We start from the raw sequence: 18,061 nt of genomic DNA on the forward strand, positions 1-18,061 counted from the left end.
AAATGCAATGAAAATATGGGGTAGTAAAGGAGAAAATCATGAGTAAAAAAATACATACAGAGGCAGTAGATCACTTGTTTGAAGCTGTTTTATGTCTGGAAAATAAAGAAGAGTGTTATACATTCTTTGAAGATGTATGTACGATCAACGAGCTGTTATCACTTTCTCAGAGATTTGAAGTGGCACGGATGCTGCGCCAGAAAAAAACGTATCTGGAGATTTCCGAGAAGACCGGAGCTTCCACAGCAACGATCAGCCGTGTGAACCGTTCTCTGACATACGGAAATGACGGATACGAGATGGTCTTTAACCGGATCGGAGAGAAAGAAGAATAAGGATCATAAAAGAAACGAAGATAAAGTACAAAAGAAAAGATCCTGTGGCGGGAAAAGAAAAGCCACAGGATCTTTTTTTGCCTTTTTTCTGTTAAACGAATAACAGGCAAAATCCGCAAATTTTACGGAAAAATGCGGATTTTCATGTGAAATTGCTATTATTCCGTAAAACGAGAAAAATTTTCATTAATAAAAAATGAAAAAAGTGAGAAGAAAATAACAATTCACAAAATTGTTTGCTGAAATGCAAAAGTTATGGTACTATATGAACAAGAAGTTTTGAAGAAAGAAAGATAACTATTGTAAAAAATGCACAGAAAGGAAGGAAAAATGAAAAAGTGGACAGACATTATTGGAAAACTTACGATGCTGACACAGTTCAGTCTGTCTCTTGTGACACCTCTTTTGCTTTGTCTGGGGTTGTGCTGGTGGATCAGTAATCGCTGGTCAGTTGGCGGATGGATCTATCTGGTCGGTTTTTTCTTTGGTCTCGGAGGATCCGGCATGACAGCATGGAAGGTTTACCGTTCGGTGGTCAACCGGCAGGAACGGACAGAAAAAGAAAAAAGAAAATCAAAAGTATCTTTCAACAGACATCTTTAGGAAAGGAAACAGGACAATATGGGCAAGATAAAAGAAAGGATCCAGCCAGCAGTAAGAAAAGAGACAGAACACGTTATGGTGTATACCGCAGTGGGAGTAGCAGCGATGTGGTGTGTGTTTCTGATACTGCATCTGGTGTTACCCAAGAAGGTTCCGTTTGATTATACCGTGATTCTTGGCGGACTTTTCGGCGGTGCGGTTGCGGTTTTAAACTTTTTTCTGATGGGGATGGCAGTGCAGAAGGCAGCAGCCGAGACAGAGGAGGCAGCGGCAAAGCGATGGATTCAGGCGAGCTATTCTCAGAGGAATATGATGCAAATGCTGTGGGTGATTCTTGCGATTGTTCTCCCCTGTTTTCAGTTTGTAGCTGGCATCCTCCCGCTTCTGATCCCCGGAACAGCGATCAAACTGGTGGGAGCAGCGAAAGGAAAAAATAAGGAGGTGAGAGACAGGAATGGAGGTTGATATCTCCGGTGCAAAGGTCTTTTTTACAACCCCGATCGATGTGCCGCTTCTTGGAAAATTACAGATCAGCGAGACACTGATCGTCAGCTGGATCGTCATGGCGCTGATCACGGGAGTCTGTTTCTGGCTGACGAGAGGACTGAAGGTACGGGATATTTCAAAAAAACAGGCGGTAGCCGAGTGGATCGTGGAAACCGCGGATAAGTTTGTACTGGGAAATATGGGTGAAAAGTTCCGATATCTGATTCCGTTCGTCTCAGCATTGTTTGCAACCAGCGTAGTATCCAATCTGATCAGTCTGATCGGACTTCGCAGCCCGACCGCAGATCTTTCTACGGAAGCTGCCTGGGCTGCCGTGGTATTTACGATGATCACGGCGCAGAAGATAAAAACAAACGGTGTGGGAGGGTATCTGAAAGGATTTACCACACCGATTCCGGTTATGACACCATTCAATGTTCTGTCTGAACTGGCAACGCCGATCAGTATGGCGTGCCGTCATTTCGGAAATATTTTATCAGGAGTTGTAATCAATGCACTGATTTACGGGGCGCTGGCTTTAGCGAGTGCAAAACTGCTGGGACTGATTCCGGGAACCGTGGGAAATGTACTGTCACAGATCCCGATTCTGGACGTGGGAATCCCCGCAGTGTTATCTGTCTATTTTGACTGGTTTTCCGGGGTGATGCAGGCATTTATTTTCTGTATGCTGACGGTGATGTACATTGCAAACGCAGCAGAGGAATAAACAGAGCGTGCAGGGAAAACCGGAAGAAACGTATGTGTAGCGAAATTTTCAATGGATTGTATAGGAGGAAACAATATGGATTTTCAGATTTTGGCAAAAGGTATCGCACTGGCAGGATGTGCAATCGGCGCAGGATGTTCTCTGATCGCAGGTATCGGTCCTGGTATCGGTGAAGGAAATGCAGTGGCAAAAGCACTGGAAGCAATCGGACGGCAGCCGGAATGTAAAGGCGATGTTACAAGTACCATGCTGCTTGGATGCGCAATCGCAGAGACCACGGGTATCTATGGTTTTGTAACCGGTCTGCTTCTGATCTTTGTGGCACCTGGCATGTTTATGAAATTCCTGGGATAAGAACGAAAAGAAAACTAGGAGGAATAACATTATGCAGGTTCAGGAACTGGTAGGAATTATCCCCTGGACATTTATTGCACAGATCTGCAATCTTTTTATTCAGATGTATCTGATCAAGCGATTCCTGTTCAAACCGGTACATGAGATACTGAAAAAACGGCGTGCGGCTGCCGATGCGGAAATCACGCAGGCAGAGGAAGCAAAAGCGAAGGCGGAAGCGATCCGTGCGGAATATGAACAGAATATGCAGGATGCAAGACAGAAGGCAAATGAGATTCTGGATGGAGCAAGAAAGACTGCTGCGATCCAGAGTGAAAAGATCCTGAAAGAAGCGCAGGAACAGTCATCTGCAATGAAGAAAAAGGCAGAAAAAGAGATTGCCCAGGAGAAGAAAAAGGCAGTCAATGAGGTGAAAGGCGAGATCGGTGATATGGCCGTAGAGATCGCCGGAAAAGTCATTGAGCGTGAAATTAATGAAAAAGACCATGAGAAGCTGATAGATGAATTTATATCGAATGTAGGTGAAGTATCATGACAGAAACCGCCAGAATCTATGGGGGCAGCCTGTACGACCTTGCAGCTGAGGAAAATCTGACCAGTGAGATTCTCGGACAGATGGAGCAGATCCGGACGCTTTTGCGGGAGAACCCGGAGTATGAACGACTGCTGTCAGAACCTTCGATTCCCCAGACAGAAAGAACCGGGATGATCGAGGCGGCATTTGGCGGTCAGGCACAACGATATTTGGTGAATTTTATGAAACTGATGTGTGAGAAGAATCTTCTCGGAGAATATTCCGGTTGTCTGGAAGTTTTCAAGCAAAGATATTATGAAGATCATCATATTACGGAGGCAGTTGTGACCAGCGTCTGTCCGTTGTCGGAGGAACAGCAGGCACGGCTGAAAGAAAAGCTGGAAGCGATCAGCGGAAAAGAGATCATTCTGATTCAGAAAACCGATCCATCCCTGCTGGCAGGTATCCGGGTAGAACTGGATGGAAAACTGCTGGATGGAACGGTGAAGAACCGGATCTCGGAGATTTCTGACCGGATTCATCACGCAGCAGTGTAGGAGGAAAACATGCAACTGAAACCAGAAGAAATATCCAAAGTCATCCGTAGCCAGATCAAGTATTATGAAAATGCGATCCGGCAGGATGAAACAGGTACCGTTCTGATGGTAGGTGACGGAATTGCCAGAGTCAGCGGTCTTGCAAACTGTATGGCAGGAGAACTGCTCGAGTTTGAGGACGGAAGCTTTGGTATGGCACAGAACCTGGAAGAAAACAGTGTATCTGTTGTTTTATTTGGTTCGGGAGAAGCCATCAGTGAGGAACAGATGGTAAAACGAACCGGAAAAGTAGTGTCTGTTCCGGTAGGTGAGGCTCTGATTGGCAGAGTTGTCAATGCACTGGGACAGCCCATCGATGCGGCGGGACCGATCAGTGCATCGGAGTACCGGCCGATCGAAAGTCCGGCTCCGGGCATCTGTGAACGGCAGGGTGTCTGTCAGCCGTTACAGACCGGCATCAAGGCGATCGACTCGATGGTTCCGATCGGAAGAGGACAGAGAGAGTTGATCATCGGTGACCGTCAGACCGGAAAAACAACCATAGCTACCGATACGATCCTGAATCAGAAAGGAAAAGATGTCATCTGTATCTATGTGGCGATCGGACAGAAACGTTCTACCGTAGCCTCTCTGGTGGAAAATCTGGAGAAAAACGGGGCTATGGATTATACCATCGTGGTGGCGGCGACAGCATCGGAAGCGAGTCCGCTGCAATATATCGTGCCGTACACCGGCTGTGCGATGGGTGAATATTTTATGCATCAGGGAAAAGATGTACTGATTATCTACGATGATCTGAGCAAGCATGCAGTAGCATACCGTGCACTGTCTCTGCTGATCCGTCGTCCGCCGGGACGTGAAGCATATCCGGGTGATGTCTTCTATCTTCACTCAAGACTTCTGGAACGTGCGGCAAAACTGGACGATGCGCACGGAGGTGGATCACTGACCGCACTTCCGATCATCGAGACACAGGCGGGAGATATCTCAGCGTATATTCCGACCAATGTAATCTCTATTACTGACGGTCAGATTTTCTTGGAATCCGAACTGTTCCATTCCGGTGTCATGCCGGCGGTCAATCCGGGTATTTCTGTTTCCCGAGTCGGAGGAAATGCACAGATCAAGGCGATGAAAAAGGTTGCCGGTACACTGAAACTGATCTATTCCCAGTACAGAGAACTGGCAAGTTTTGCACAGTTTGGTTCGGATCTGGATGCAGATACCAAGATGCGTCTGGAACAGGGAGCGCGAATCGTGGAAGTTCTGAAACAGAAGCAGAACGCGCCGGTTCCGGTAGAAAAGCAGGTGGCGATTCTTTATGCGGTAACCAAAGGCATCCTGTCAAAAGTGGCGACAGAAGATGTGGGACTGTATGAAGAAGGGTTATATACCTGGCTGGATACCGATGCCCGCGGAGCGGAAGTGATGCAGGCGATCCAGCAGACCGGAAAACTGGAAAAAGAGACAGAAGAGAAGCTGAAGAGTGCTCTGGAAGTTTATACAGAAAGCTTTTTGGATACGAGGATTCAAAAATAAATAAAGAAAGAAGGAGGAACCTATGGCTGCAAATATGAAAGCGGTAAAGCTGCGGATCAAGAGTGTGGAAAGCACCATGCAGATTACCAAGGCTATGGAACTTGTGGCTTCCTCCAAGCTGCGAAAAGCCAAGGAGCGGGCAGATACCTGCCGACCTTATTTTCAGGAACTGTACCGTACATTACAGGAAATAGCAAAAGGAAATACAGAATTCTATTCCATCTATGCGAAAGAGGCGGTTCAGGAAACATGCTGTTATGTCCTGATCGCGGGCGACCGGGGACTGGCAGGAGGATATAATGCCAACCTGCTGCGCTGCTTTGAAGAGGACGCGAAGGGGAAAACCATCAGTGTCCTTCCCATTGGGAAAAAGGCAGTAGAATATGTAAAATCCAGAAATCTGGAGTGCATCACTGATGCGTTCGCAGAGATTGCGGATATTTCTGTGGCAGATTGTTTTGAGATTGCGTCGATCCTGTGTAAAGAATTCCGACAGGGGACATTCGGTCATGTGGAACTTTGCTATACCAGATTTTTCTCCATCCTGACGCAGAATCCGGAATCTGTTCCGGTGCTTCCACTGGTAGATATTGCAAAAGAGGAAGCCGGGGAAAAAGAGAAGATCCGTAACCTGATTCTGTATGAACCGGATGGCGTGGAAGTGTTTAATGCGATCGTTCCGGAATATCTTGGCGGTCTGATCTACGGCGGAGTCTGTGAGAGCGTGGCAAGTGAACTGGCGGCGCGAAGAAATGCCATGGAGAAAGCGACCGGCAACGCACAGGACATGATCGATGAACTGAACCTGTATTATAACCGGGAGCGTCAGGCAAGCATCACGCAGGAGATCACGGAGATCGTTGGCGGTGCAGAGTGCCTGTAGCCGGATGAACGGTACAGGAAGCTGACAGAAAAATAAAAGTAAGGAGATTGGTAAATGAGCGAAAAACATATTGGAAAGGTGATACAGGTAACCGGGCCTGTTCTGGATATTCGCTTTCCGGAAGGGGAACTGCCTGCGCTCTTGAATGCCATAGAAATAGACAATCATGGAGAAAAACTGATCGTGGAAGTGGCACAGCAGACCGGGGATCATACGGTTCGCTGTATCGCCATGAAATCTACGGATGGTTTGGTACGTGGGACCGATGCGGTGGACACAGGAAAGCCGATCACGGTTCCGGTTGGAGAAGCCTGTCTTGGAAGAGTATTTAATCTGCTTGGAGAGACGGTAGATGACCAGGGATCGGTAACGACAGAGGAACAGTGGCCGATCCACAGAGAGGCACCGGCTTACGAAGAACAGGTTCCGGCAACGGAGATTCTTGAGACAGGAATCAAAGTCGTAGACCTGATCTGTCCGTATGCGAAAGGCGGAAAGATCGGTCTGTTTGGCGGTGCCGGCGTAGGAAAGACGGTTCTGATCATGGAGCTGATCCATAATGTAGCGACTGCTCACGGAGGACTTTCGGTATTTACCGGAGTAGGAGAGCGGACAAGAGAGGGAAATGACCTTTATAACGAGATGAAAGAGAGCGGTGTTATCGATAAGACAGCACTGGTATACGGACAGATGAATGAGCCGCCGGGAGCACGTATGCGTGTGGGATTATCCGGTCTTACGATGGCAGAGTATTTCCGTGATGTGAAAAATCAGGATGTGCTGCTGTTTATCGATAATATTTTCCGATTCACCCAGGCGGGTTCGGAAGTATCCGCACTGCTGGGACGTATGCCGTCCGCAGTAGGTTACCAGCCGACACTTGCCACTGAGATGGGTGCGCTGCAGGAGCGTATCACATCGACAAGAAAAGGATCGATCACATCCGTACAGGCGGTCTATGTGCCGGCGGATGACTTGACAGACCCGGCTCCGGCAACCACATTTACGCATTTGGATGCGACTACGGTTCTTTCCAGAGAGATTGCCAGCCAGGGAATTTATCCGGCGGTAGATCCGCTGGATTCCACCAGCCGTATCCTGACACCGGAGGTTGTCGGAAAGGAACATTACGAAATTGCACGTGCAGTACAGCAGGTACTGCAACGCTACAAAGAACTGCAGGATATCATCGCCATCATGGGTATGGAGGAATTGTCAGAAGAAGATAAGAAGGCAGTAAACCGCGCACGAAAAGTGCAGCGTTATCTGTCACAGAGCTTCTCGGTTGCGGAACAGTTCACCGGTATGCCAGGAACGTATGTGCCGTTAAAAGAGACACTGCGCGGGTTCCGTATGATCCTTGACGGGGAATGCGATGAGATTCCGGAGAGCTGTTTCCTGTTTGCGGGAACGATCGATGAGGTGTTTGAAAAAGCAAAAGCACTGAAACAGTAAAGGAGGGGTAACAGATGAGTACATTTCCTTTGCGAATCGGTACACCGGACGGTCTGTTGTATGAAGGGGAAGTCTCCCGCTTGGTCTGTCGGACGATCAGCGGGGATCTGGCGATCCTGCCAAGACACTGCAATTACTGTACCGCACTTGGTATGGGGGAAGCCCATATTGTACTGGAAGACGGTAGCAGAAAGACGGCGGCATGTATCGGCGGAATGCTCTCTGTGATGAACGGAACCTGCCGTGTACTGGCGACCACCTGGGAGTGGAAAGAAGACATCGATGCACAGAGAGCGGAGGATGCCAGAAAACGGGCGGAAGCCAAACTGGCAGAAGGCGGTCTCAGCGATAAAGAATATCGAATCGTCAAGGCGAAACTGCAAAGAGCACTGGTTCGTCTCGGTGTGAAAGAATAGAAACAGACAATAAAATAAAGTATATAAAAAATGCAGGATCTGAAGAAAAATCAAATCCTGCATTTTTTATTTTTTCTTTTTCTCTTTGGTATCCGGGTTCAGATCATCAATCAGAGATTCGATCAGCTGCTTTTTCACATAGACATCAAAACTCAGAAGACAGATAAAGGAAAATGTTTTTAAAAACTCCTGATCTTTCTCCGGAGCATCCTGAAATGTCTCGCGGGATAACCGGTAGCGGTTGGCGATATCTTCTTTCAGAACATCCACCTGAGATTTCTGTAAACGGAAGACTTCATTATAAATATCTTCCAGGGAAAGATCCTCCGAAGCCGGAAAATACGTGTCGGTAATCGGCTTTAAGAGTGCCTGTATATCTGTAATCGAAAGAATACTTTTAAAATAATAGATAAACACCAGTACCAGCAGATGCTCTTTGGAGTATTTCTTCTTCAGCGGCGGAGGAAGCAGATCATTTTTTGCATAATTGTTGATCATCGTCTTCGTAAGAATCTTATCCTCCGGATAACGTTTGGAGGAAGCCAGCTGCGCGTCCATAAAGGTGGTTACCTGATCCATATATAAAGGAATGTTCGGGACTTCTTCCGGCTTGATATAGTCAATACGGGAGAGGCTTCCAAGAATGCTGTTTAAAAGATCGTTTGTATCAATCGTCATCATATCACCTCTTTCACCCTATTATATAGTTTTTAATACTATTTGTAAATCTTTTTTTTCTTTACAGGAAAATGCTTCGCGGGAAGGTGTCTGGAGCTGGAGGGTATACAACAGACAGAGTGAACACTAACAATTGACTTGCCAACAGGTGCATGATATGATAAGAACACCTGTACGAAGACAGGCGTTTCCGGAAAATTCCGGAGATGCATGGAAAAGATGGAGAGGAAAATATGAGTAAATATGATAGTTTGAATGCGATGCAGCAGGAAGCGGTATTCCATACCGAAGGACCGGTACTGATTCTTGCCGGTGCCGGATCAGGAAAAACCCGTGTCCTGACACACAGGATCGCATATTTAATAGAAGAAAAAGGGGTAAATCCATGGAATATCATGGCGATTACCTTTACGAACAAGGCAGCACAGGAGATGCGGGAACGTGTAGACCAGATCGTCGGATTCGGTTCGGAAAGTATCTGGGTGAGCACCTTCCATTCGAGCTGCGTGCGGATGCTGCGAAGATACATCGACCGGCTGGGATACGACAACAACTTTACGATCTACGATACCGACGATCAGAAAACGGTGATCAAAGAGATCTGCAAGCGGTTGAATATCGATACCAAACAGTTCAAAGAACGCACACTGATGGCAGCCATTTCTTCTGCAAAGGATGAGCTGGTATCACCGGCAGAATACAAACTGCAGGCATCCACCGCTTCCGGCTACGGCGCGCAGACGATCGCCCGGGTGTACGAAGCGTATCAGAAACAGCTTCGTCAGAACAACGCTCTGGACTTTGATGATCTGATCGTAAAGACCGTGGAACTGTTTCAGTCCTGCCCGGATGTGCTCGATTATTATCAGGAGCGGTTCCGCTATATCATGGTGGACGAGTACCAGGATACCAACACCGCACAGTTCAAATTTGTGAGTCTGCTGGCAGAAAAATATCAAAACCTCTGCGTGGTCGGTGACGATGACCAGTCCATTTACAAGTTCCGTGGTGCCAATATCGGAAATATTCTTGGCTACGAAAAAGTATTTCCACAGGCAAAGGTCATCAAACTGGAACAGAACTACCGTTCTACCCAGAATATTCTGAATGCGGCAAATGAAGTCATCAAAAATAACGAGGGAAGAAAAGACAAGACCTTATGGACGGCAAATGAAGAGGGATCCCCGATTCATTTTCGCCAGTTCCAGAACGGATACGAGGAAGCAGAATATATTGCCGGTGCAATCAGCCAGAAAGTCCGGGAAGGAATCTATGACTATAAAGACTGTGCAATCCTGTATCGAACCAACGCCCAGTCCCGTCTGTTCGAGGAAAAATTTCTGATCGCGAATATTCCGTATAAGATCGTGGGCGGTGTAAACTTCTATGCGAGAAAAGAGATCAAAGACCTGCTCGCGTACATGAAGACGATTGACAATGCGAAGGACGATGTGGCTGTCAAACGAATCATCAACGTGCCGAAGCGTGGGATCGGTGCGGCTACCCTCGGAAAAGTGCAGGATTATGCAGATGCTTACGGTATCAGTTTCTATCAGGCGCTGCGGCAGGCGGACGAGATCCCGACGCTTGGACGCGGAAGCGCGAAAGTTCGTCCGTTCGTGGAATTTATCCAGAAGTTCCGCAGCCAGATCGAGTATCTGTCGGTGAAAGAACTGCTGGAAAAACTGATCGAAGAGACCGGTTATGTCGATGAATTAAAAGCGGAAGATACAGATGAAGCAAAAGCACGTATCGAGAATATCGACGAGTTGATTTCCAAGGCAGCATCCTATGAGGATGATGCGGAAGATCCGAGCCTGTCCGGATTTCTCGAGGAAGTGGCGCTGATCGCAGACATTGACTCCGTGGAGGACAGCGATAACCGTGTGCTTCTGATGACCTTACACAGTGCGAAAGGTCTAGAATTCCCGAATGTGTATCTGGCAGGTATGGAAGACGGTATTTTCCCGAGTTATATGACGATCGTGGGAGATGACCCACAGGATATGGAAGAGGAGCGCCGACTCTGTTACGTGGGAATCACAAGAGCAATGAAAGAACTGACATTGAGTGCGGCGCAGCAGCGTATGATCCGTGGAGAAACTCAGTATAACAAAGTTTCCCGTTTTATCCGCGAGATTCCGCGGGAACTGGTGGAACTTGGAAGAGAGCCGAAGGCGCGGACGATCACAAAGATGCCGGAACCATCCAGCAGTTACGCAAGAATGCGCCAGACCTACCAGAAGACCAGCTTTTCCCCGAAACAGTTTGAAGTGAAAAAGTCACAGGGACTTTCTTACGGCGTGGGAGATACCGTGCGCCACATCAAGTTCGGAACCGGAACGGTACAGGCGATCGTTGACGGCGGCAAGGATTATGAAGTTACGGTAGATTTTGATAAAGTGGGAACAAAAAAAATGTTTGCCTCCTTTGCAAAATTAAAAAAAATAACGGAGTAAATTTTTGTGGTAAAATCACAGGGATAGTGGTATAATAATAACAGTTTTTGGAAGCTATGCTTTTAGAGAAAGGACGGTGTTCAATATGAATAAACTTGATGAGTTAATGGCTTTGCTGCAGAAGCAGGAAAAAGAAGAAGAAAAATGCAAAAACACAGTGATGTGGGTCCTGGCAATTATAGGTGCCGTTGCAGCAGTTGCAGGTATTGCATATGCAGTGTACCGTTTTTTCACACCGGATTATCTGGAAGACTTTGAAGATGATTTCGATGATGATTTTGACGATTACTTTGAAGAAGAAGATAACGAAGAAAATTAACATGTGAATACACAAAACGGCAGGAAAGCTTCGGAGGAGACCCCGGAGCTTTTCTTAGGTTTTATTAAAAAAGAGACACCAAGAAAGGACAGTAGATGAAAAAAGGTGAAGTATACGAGGGTATTATAGAACAGGTAGATTTTCCAAATAAAGGAAGAGTCATGGTGGACGGTCAACCGGTGATCGTAAAAAACGGGATGCCGGGACAGCGTGTCCGCTTTATGATCAATAAAAAAAGAGGCGGTAGGGTGGAAGCAAGGCTCTTGGAAGTGCTGGAGCCGTCACCGCTTGAGACGAGAAAACCGGTCTGTTCCATCTTTCCACAGTGTGGCGGATGTATGTACCAGACCATGGACTACAGCCATCAGCTGGAGATGAAACAGGAACAGATCCGAAGACTCCTGGACACAGCCATCAAAAACGGTGGTCAGGTGGATGAAAACGGAAACCCAGACTATGTTTTTGAGGGAATCAAGGGAAGCCCTACAGAATTCCGTTACCGTAATAAGATGGAATTTTCGTTCGGAGATGCCGAAAAAGACGGTCCGCTGACACTGGGACTCCATAAAAAGGGAAGCACCTATGATGTGCTGACTGCATCCGACTGTAAGCTGGTACATGAAGATCTGACGAAGATTCTGACCTGTGTGCTGGATTACTGTAAAGAACAGGGATTTACCTACTACCATAAGATGCGCCATGAAGGCTATCTGAGACATCTGCTGTTACGCCGCGGGAATACAACAGGGGAGATTCTGATCAACTTGGTGACAACCACACAGCTGGATCCGGATCTTTCGGAACTGGTGGAACGCCTGCTGGCACTCCCGCTTGAAGGAACCATCGTGGGAATCCTGCATATCCTGAACGATTCACTGGCGGATCTGGTACAGAGTGATGAGACGAGAGTGCTGTATGGACAGGATTATTTTTATGAGAATCTGCTGGGACTGAAATTTAAGATCACGCCATTCTCCTTTTTCCAGCCGAATTCTCTCGGTGCGGAAGTGTTGTATGAAACCGCGAGAAGCTATATCGGGGATACCAGAGATATGACGGTCTTTGATCTCTACAGCGGAACCGGAACAATCTCACAGATCCTGGCAGCAGTGGCAAAAAAAGTGATCGGCGTGGAGATCGTAGAAGAAGCCGTTGTGGCGGCAAGGGAAAATGCTGAGAGAAACGGAATCGAAAACTGCGAATTTATCGCCGGAGATGTACTAAAAGTGCTGGATGAGATCGGGGAAAAACCGGACTTTATCGTGCTCGATCCACCGCGGGACGGTATTCATCCGAAAGCTTTACCAAAGATTATTAACTATCAGGTGGAAAATCTGGTCTATATTTCCTGCAAACCAACCAGTCTTGCAAGAGATCTGGAAATCTTTTTAAAGCAGGGATACCGCGTGGAGCGCTGCGTGTGCGTTGACCAGTTTGCACAGACGGTACACACAGAAACCATCTGTCATCTGAAATGTGTCAGAAAATAATGCTTAAAATAAAACACAATAATTACAAAAGGAGGTCACTTTTATGAAGAAACCATCAGAAAAATTAGCAAAAGCAATCGCATATGAAGCAAAGAAAAAACAGGAACGGGATGAGAACAAGCGTCCGGCGTTTCATGTAACGCCGACAACCGGATGGTGTAACGATCCGAACGGATTTTCCAGATTTGGGGATGAATACCATCTGTTTTATCAGTATTATCCATATGAGAACAAATGGGGCCCGATGCACTGGGGACACTGCAAGACAAAAGATTTTATCAAATGGGAAGAACTTCCGTGCGCGATGGCACCGGATATGGAATACGACGGGCAGGGATGCTTTTCCGGAACAGCCGTAGAACATGAAGAAAAACATATCCTGATGTATACCAGCGTGCTGGAAAAAGACCTCGAAGACGGAACCCATATGGTACGCCAGACACAGAGTATTGCGATCGGTGACGGCGAAACGTATGAAAAAGTGGCGGAAAACCCGGTGATCACCGCAGACTGTCTGCCGGAAGGAAGTTCTCCGGTCGATTTCCGCGATCCGAAGATCTGGAAAGAAGATGGTAAGTTTTTCGCACTGATCGGAAGCAAGGCAGAAGACGGAAGCGGTCAGCTGGCACTCTTTACTTCCGAGGATGCGATCCACTGGAACTACGAGAAAATGATCGACCAGTGTAAAAACCGTTATGGAAAAATGTGGGAGTGCCCGGATTTCTTTGCACTTGACGGCCGTCAGGTTCTGATCGTATCTCCGCAGTTTATGAGAGCGGAAGGACTGGAATTTCACAACGGAAACAATTCCATCTATTTTACCGGGGACTATGACAAAGAGACGATGACTTACACCAGAGGCGATGCGAGACAGGTAGATTACGGTATGGATTTTTATGCGCCGCAGACCGTAGAAACAACAGACGGAAGAAGAGTTATGGTCGCATGGCTCCAGAGCTGGGATAATTTTATGACCCCGGAAGATATGGACTGGACCGGACTTATGACACTCCCGAGAGAACTGCATGTGGAAGATGACAGTCTGGTACAGCTTCCAGTACGTGAGATTGAAAATTATTATACCGGTGAGCGTAGATATGAAAAAGTCACTCTGGAAAATCAGTCTGCCGAACTGGACGGAATCACAGGCAGAAGTTTTGATATGACAGTGGAAGTAAAAAAAGAGGATCTGGAAGGATTCTCCATTCTGCTTGCCTGCGACGATGAAAATTATACCGAACTGTACTATAACAGATACCAGGAATTATTTACCGTGGATCGTACCTATTCCGGTCTGGTAAGAGATGTGATCTGCAGCCGCAGCATGAAGGTGGCAAACGATCAGGATACGATAACATTCCGGATCGTGATGGATAAATATACGATTGAAGTATTTGCAAATGACGGAAAACAGGCGATGACAACGCTGATCTACACCGATCTGAAATCACAGGGCATTGTATTTTCCAGTGACGGAAAAGCAACGTTCAGCGTGACACAGCATACAATTGCCATGCTGGAATAGTTCTCCTTTCTTGTAGGAATAAGATTCCTATGATATAATTCTATAATATGCAAAGATCAGAAATAAAGGAGAACAGAAGTGAAAGTACAATTTAATGTGCAGATGACCAGACAGTATCTGTTTGATTTCTTTCTGCAGCACACCTACCGGGCCCTGCGTGGAAAACTCAGCCTTCTGGCAGGACTTGCGATGATTCCGCTGTGTGTGCTTACCTGGAACCGGGTGGGAAGAATGTTCAGCGTGTGTTATATCTTTTTTGCTGTATTTTTCCTGCTCCTGATGCCGGGAAAACTCTGGATCAAAGCGGATCAGGGATTTAAAAGAACACCGGTGTATAGAAAACCATTTACTTACAAAGTAGACAGCACCGGAATCACGACGATCCAGAACGCGCAGACCGGACATCTGAAATGGAATCAGGTGGAAAAGGTGATTGACAGCCAGTTATGCCTGTATGTCTATATCAACAAAGCAGATGCCTATGTATGGCCGAAGGCAGCAGTCGGTAAAAATTACCAGAAACTGCTGGAACTTCTGAAGAAACATGTGGATGCGAGGAAGCTGAAAATTCGTCTGAAATAAAGAAAGAGGAAAAACAATGATAATAGAAACAAACAGTCCCGAGGAAACCTTTGCACTGGGTCAGAAACTTGGCGAACAGGCAAAAGCGGGACAGATCTATACCCTGAACGGCGACCTTGGCGTTGGAAAAACAGTGTTTACCCAGGGAATTGCCAGAGGACTTGGAATCACAGAAGCGGTCAGCAGTCCGACATTTACCATCGTACAGGTATACGAAGAGGGACGGCTTCCGTTCTATCATTTCGACGTATACCGTATCGGAGATATCGAAGAGATGGAAGAGATCGGTTATGATGACTATTTCTTTGGAAATGGTGTGTGCATGATCGAGTGGGCGGAACTGATCGAGGAACTGATTCCGGAAAACAGTATTCATGTAACAATTGAGAAAGACCTGGAAAGGGGATTCGATTATCGTCGGATCACCATTACAGGACTGGAAGGATGGGAAAACGAATGAAAATATTAGCACTTGACAGTTCGGGACTGGTAGCATCTGTCGCTGTTGTGGAAGAAGATCAGCTGCTGGCAGAATATACGGTAAATTATAAAAAGACACATTCCCAGACTCTGCTTCCGATGCTCGATGAGATCGCAAAGATGATCGAACTGGATCTGGAAACGATAGACGCCATCGCGGTGGCAGCAGGTCCGGGATCTTTTACCGGTCTGCGCATCGGTTCCGCTACGGCGAAAGGACTGGGACTGGCATTAAAGAAACCGCTGATCCCGGTGCCGACCGTAGACGCGCTCGCATACAATCTGTATGATACCACGGGAGTGATCTGCCCGATGATGGATGCGAGAAGAAAACAGGTGTACACCGGCATCTATCGGTTTGAAGATCATGAACTGGTGACTGTAAGCGCCCAGAAAGCAATTGCCGTGGAAGAACTGATCCAGGAACTGAATACACTGGGGGAAGCCGTGACCTTTTTGGGGGATGGCGTAACGGTCTATCAGGAAATGTTAAAAGAAAATATGCAGGTACCATACAGCTTTGCACCGGCACACCTGAACAAACAGCGGGCAGGAGCCGTGGGAGCACTGGCAGAAAAATATTACCGGGAAGGCAAAACAGTAACAGCAGTCGAGCATCAGCCGGAATACCTTCGGGTATCTCAGGCAGAGCGGGAGCGTGCGGAAAGAGAAGCAGGAAAAAGATGACAGAGATTCGGGAAATGCAGCTGGACGATCTGGAACAGGTGATGGAGATTGAAAATGAGAATTTCTCCCGCCCGTGGACAGAGACAGGATTTTTTACCTTTCTGATCCGCCAGGATACCCTGTTTCTGGTAGCAGAGGAGGACGAAGAGATCCTTGGCTACTGTGGTGTCGTGATGGTGCAGGATGAAGGCGATATTACCAATGTATCCGTAAAAAAAGACAGACAAAACCACGGTATCGGCAAACTTCTGGTACAGGAACTGATTCGGAAAACCGAAGAGATGGGAGTATCCCGTCTGTTTCTGGAAGTACGCGAGAGCAATGAGAGAGCGATCCATGTGTACGAAAAAGCCGGATTTGTGAAAAACGGTTTACGGAAAAATTATTATGAGGATCCGGTGGAACATGCGGTACTGATGATGCATGAGACAACCGGAAAAGAAAGATAGAGGAATTAAAAATTCTATGTTAGATGTATGTTTATTGGGAACCGGTGGGATGATGCCGCTGCCGCGCAGATATCTCACTTCTTTCCTTGCAAGATATAATGGAAGCAGTCTGATGATCGATTGTGGAGAGGGAACGCAGGTAGCGGTCAAGGCCAAAGGCTGGAGCTTTAAACCGATCGATGTGATCTGTTTTACCCATTACCACGCAGACCACATCAGCGGACTTCCGGGAATGTTACTGACCATGGGAAATGCAGAGCGCACCGAACCGCTGACGCTGATCGGTCCGAAAGGACTCGAACGGGTGGTTCATGCCCTTCGGACAATTGCGCCGGAACTGCCATTTCCGATCATCTGCAAAGAGATCCAGGGGCAGGAAGAGACATTTTCCATCAACGGATATGAGATCACAGCGTTCCGGGTAAATCACAATGTGACCTGTTACGGTTATACGGTTGAGATCCATCGCGGCGGAAAATTCTCCGTGGAACAGGCAAAAGCCAACGAGATTCCGCTCAAATTCTGGAACCCTCTGCAAAAAGGGGAGACGATCGAGGCAGATGGAAAAGTGTACACACCGGATATGGTACTCGGACCGGCAAGAAAAGGACTGAAAGTCACCTATTGTACGGACAGCCGTCCGACGGTGTCTATGGAAGAACATGCGAAAGAATCGGATCTGCTGATCTGTGAAGGAATGTACGGAGAACCGGAAAAAGACGCGAAAGCGAGAGAATACAAGCATATGACGATGAAAGAGGCGGCAAAACTGGCAAAAAAAGCACAGGTAAAAGAAATGTGGCTGACCCATTTCAGTCCGTCCCTGGTACATCCGGAAGAATATATGGATGGCGTAAGAGAGATTTTCCCGAACAGTTATGTGGGAAAAGACGGAAAATCCGTGGATTTATTATTTGAGGAGGAAGAAAATGAGTGAGAAAGATGTTTTGATTCTGGCAATTGAAAGCTCCTGCGACGAGACAGCAGCTTCCGTAGTGAAAAATGGAAGAACCATTTTATCCAATGTAATTTCTTCTCAGATCGCGCTGCATACCCTGTATGGAGGGGTAGTGCCGGAAATCGCATCCAGAAAACATATTGAAAAGATCAATCAGGTAGTAGAGGAAGCACTGGCTGAGGCAAATGTCACACTGGATGATCTGGATGCCATCGGAGTCACCTACGGTCCGGGACTTGTCGGCGCACTGCTGGTAGGCGTTGCGGAAGCAAAAGCGATCAGTTACGCGAAAAAACTGCCACTGGTAGGCGTGCATCATATCGAGGGACATGTATCCGCCAATTATATCGAACATCCGGATCTGGAACCACCGTTTATGTGTCTGATCGTATCCGGCGGACACACCCATCTGGTGATCGTCAAAGACTACGGAGAATTTGAGATCCTCGGAAGAACAAGAGACGATGCAGCAGGAGAAGCTTTTGATAAAGTAGCGCGCGCGATCGGTCTTGGTTATCCGGGAGGTCCGAAGATTGATAAGGTGTCCAAAGAGGGAAATCCGGAT

General features: G+C 47.1%; 22 protein-coding genes (1 of these 22 only partly in view). 21 read left to right on the forward strand and 1 reads right to left on the reverse strand.

What is annotated here, in order from left to right:
• The first annotated feature begins 38 nt into the window (after positions 1 to 38).
• The 11 genes from ETP43_RS04010 (at position 39) to atpC (ending at position 7,869) form a co-directional block, all read left to right on the forward strand.
• The gene (locus tag ETP43_RS04010) at positions 39 to 335 is read left to right on the forward strand and encodes a YerC/YecD family TrpR-related protein (RefSeq protein WP_022170986.1); all 297 of its coding nucleotides are present in this window, start codon (positions 39 to 41) and stop codon (positions 333 to 335) included.
• A gap of 330 nt (positions 336 to 665) precedes the next feature.
• Positions 666 to 938 carry an AtpZ/AtpI family protein gene (locus ETP43_RS04015; RefSeq protein WP_022399255.1) on the forward strand — a complete coding sequence of 91 codons (273 nt, stop codon included), beginning with the start codon at positions 666 to 668 and terminating at the stop codon, positions 936 to 938.
• A gap of 18 nt (positions 939 to 956) precedes the next feature.
• Positions 957 to 1,403 carry a hypothetical protein gene (locus ETP43_RS04020; RefSeq protein WP_129257116.1) on the forward strand — a complete coding sequence of 149 codons (447 nt, stop codon included), beginning with the start codon at positions 957 to 959 and terminating at the stop codon, positions 1,401 to 1,403.
• Positions 1,393 to 2,151 carry a F0F1 ATP synthase subunit A gene (locus ETP43_RS04025; RefSeq protein ID WP_022399257.1) on the forward strand — a complete coding sequence of 253 codons (759 nt, stop codon included), beginning with the start codon at positions 1,393 to 1,395 and terminating at the stop codon, positions 2,149 to 2,151. The genes ETP43_RS04020 and ETP43_RS04025 overlap by 11 nt, the downstream gene beginning before the upstream one ends.
• Before the next feature lie 75 nt (positions 2,152 to 2,226).
• Positions 2,227 to 2,505, forward strand: coding sequence for an ATP synthase F0 subunit C (atpE, locus tag ETP43_RS04030; protein WP_022171396.1), 279 nt, complete (start codon positions 2,227 to 2,229; stop codon positions 2,503 to 2,505).
• Positions 2,506 to 2,536: 31 nt separating this feature from the next.
• On the forward strand, positions 2,537 to 3,040 hold the full coding sequence (gene atpF / locus ETP43_RS04035) for a F0F1 ATP synthase subunit B (protein WP_129257117.1): 504 nt from the start codon (positions 2,537 to 2,539) through the stop codon (positions 3,038 to 3,040).
• Entirely contained in the window at positions 3,037 to 3,576 is a 540-nt protein-coding gene (gene atpH, locus ETP43_RS04040) for an ATP synthase F1 subunit delta (RefSeq protein ID WP_022399259.1), read from the forward strand. Before atpF ends, atpH begins: the two co-directional genes overlap by 4 nt.
• Before the next feature lie 9 nt (positions 3,577 to 3,585).
• Positions 3,586 to 5,115, forward strand: a complete 1,530-nt coding sequence (gene atpA, locus ETP43_RS04045) for a F0F1 ATP synthase subunit alpha (RefSeq protein ID WP_129257118.1) — start codon at positions 3,586 to 3,588, stop codon at positions 5,113 to 5,115.
• Between the two features lie 22 nt (positions 5,116 to 5,137).
• A complete protein-coding gene (atpG, locus tag ETP43_RS04050) occupies positions 5,138 to 5,998 on the forward strand; it encodes an ATP synthase F1 subunit gamma (protein ID WP_022399261.1) in 861 nt (286 codons plus the stop codon).
• A gap of 54 nt (positions 5,999 to 6,052) precedes the next feature.
• Positions 6,053 to 7,453 (forward strand): F0F1 ATP synthase subunit beta, encoded by a 1,401-nt coding sequence (gene atpD, locus ETP43_RS04055; RefSeq protein ID WP_129257119.1) that lies wholly within the window; start codon positions 6,053 to 6,055, stop codon positions 7,451 to 7,453.
• A gap of 14 nt (positions 7,454 to 7,467) precedes the next feature.
• Entirely contained in the window at positions 7,468 to 7,869 is a 402-nt protein-coding gene (gene atpC, locus ETP43_RS04060; protein ID WP_129257120.1) for an ATP synthase F1 subunit epsilon, read from the forward strand.
• A 66-nt stretch (positions 7,870 to 7,935) separates the two neighbouring features.
• On the opposite strand, the gene ETP43_RS04065 is transcribed toward atpC, so the two are convergent.
• Positions 7,936 to 8,547, reverse strand: coding sequence for a DUF1836 domain-containing protein (locus tag ETP43_RS04065; protein ID WP_022399264.1), 612 nt, complete (start codon positions 8,545 to 8,547; stop codon positions 7,936 to 7,938).
• A gap of 233 nt (positions 8,548 to 8,780) precedes the next feature.
• On the opposite strand from ETP43_RS04065, the gene pcrA reads away from it, so the two are divergent.
• From pcrA to tsaD, 10 genes are all read left to right on the forward strand, one after another.
• Positions 8,781 to 11,006 (forward strand): DNA helicase PcrA, encoded by a 2,226-nt coding sequence (gene pcrA, locus ETP43_RS04070; protein WP_129257121.1) that lies wholly within the window; start codon positions 8,781 to 8,783, stop codon positions 11,004 to 11,006.
• An 85-nt stretch (positions 11,007 to 11,091) separates the two neighbouring features.
• Complete coding sequence (locus ETP43_RS04075; RefSeq protein ID WP_022399266.1) at positions 11,092 to 11,325, forward strand: hypothetical protein; 234 nt, start codon at positions 11,092 to 11,094, stop codon at positions 11,323 to 11,325.
• Positions 11,326 to 11,420: 95 nt separating this feature from the next.
• Entirely contained in the window at positions 11,421 to 12,815 is a 1,395-nt protein-coding gene (rlmD, locus tag ETP43_RS04080) for a 23S rRNA (uracil(1939)-C(5))-methyltransferase RlmD (RefSeq protein ID WP_129257122.1), read from the forward strand.
• Positions 12,816 to 12,858: 43 nt separating this feature from the next.
• A complete protein-coding gene (locus tag ETP43_RS04085; protein ID WP_129257123.1) occupies positions 12,859 to 14,340 on the forward strand; it encodes a glycoside hydrolase family 32 protein in 1,482 nt (493 codons plus the stop codon).
• 78 nt (positions 14,341 to 14,418) lie between these two features.
• The gene (locus ETP43_RS04090; RefSeq protein WP_129257124.1) at positions 14,419 to 14,922 is read left to right on the forward strand and encodes a YcxB family protein; all 504 of its coding nucleotides are present in this window, start codon (positions 14,419 to 14,421) and stop codon (positions 14,920 to 14,922) included.
• 16 nt (positions 14,923 to 14,938) lie between these two features.
• Complete coding sequence (gene tsaE, locus ETP43_RS04095) at positions 14,939 to 15,382, forward strand: tRNA (adenosine(37)-N6)-threonylcarbamoyltransferase complex ATPase subunit type 1 TsaE (protein ID WP_022399270.1); 444 nt, start codon at positions 14,939 to 14,941, stop codon at positions 15,380 to 15,382.
• Positions 15,379 to 16,089, forward strand: a complete 711-nt coding sequence (tsaB, locus tag ETP43_RS04100; RefSeq protein ID WP_129257125.1) for a tRNA (adenosine(37)-N6)-threonylcarbamoyltransferase complex dimerization subunit type 1 TsaB — start codon at positions 15,379 to 15,381, stop codon at positions 16,087 to 16,089. The genes tsaE and tsaB overlap by 4 nt, the downstream gene beginning before the upstream one ends.
• The gene (gene rimI / locus ETP43_RS04105; RefSeq protein WP_129257126.1) at positions 16,086 to 16,538 is read left to right on the forward strand and encodes a ribosomal protein S18-alanine N-acetyltransferase; all 453 of its coding nucleotides are present in this window, start codon (positions 16,086 to 16,088) and stop codon (positions 16,536 to 16,538) included. Before tsaB ends, rimI begins: the two co-directional genes overlap by 4 nt.
• A gap of 16 nt (positions 16,539 to 16,554) precedes the next feature.
• The gene (locus tag ETP43_RS04110) at positions 16,555 to 17,475 is read left to right on the forward strand and encodes a ribonuclease Z (protein ID WP_129257127.1); all 921 of its coding nucleotides are present in this window, start codon (positions 16,555 to 16,557) and stop codon (positions 17,473 to 17,475) included.
• Positions 17,468 to 18,061 carry the 5' portion of a tRNA (adenosine(37)-N6)-threonylcarbamoyltransferase complex transferase subunit TsaD gene (gene tsaD / locus ETP43_RS04115; RefSeq protein ID WP_022399274.1) on the forward strand. 429 nt of this gene lie beyond the right edge of the window, so the window shows 594 of its 1,023 coding nt (coding positions 1–594); the start codon lies at positions 17,468 to 17,470; its stop codon lies off the right edge, out of view. The genes ETP43_RS04110 and tsaD overlap by 8 nt, the downstream gene beginning before the upstream one ends.

Origin of the sequence: Blautia faecicola (assembly GCF_004123145.1) — a bacterium.
Taxonomy (GTDB): Bacteria; Bacillota; Clostridia; order Lachnospirales; family Lachnospiraceae; genus Oliverpabstia; species Oliverpabstia faecicola.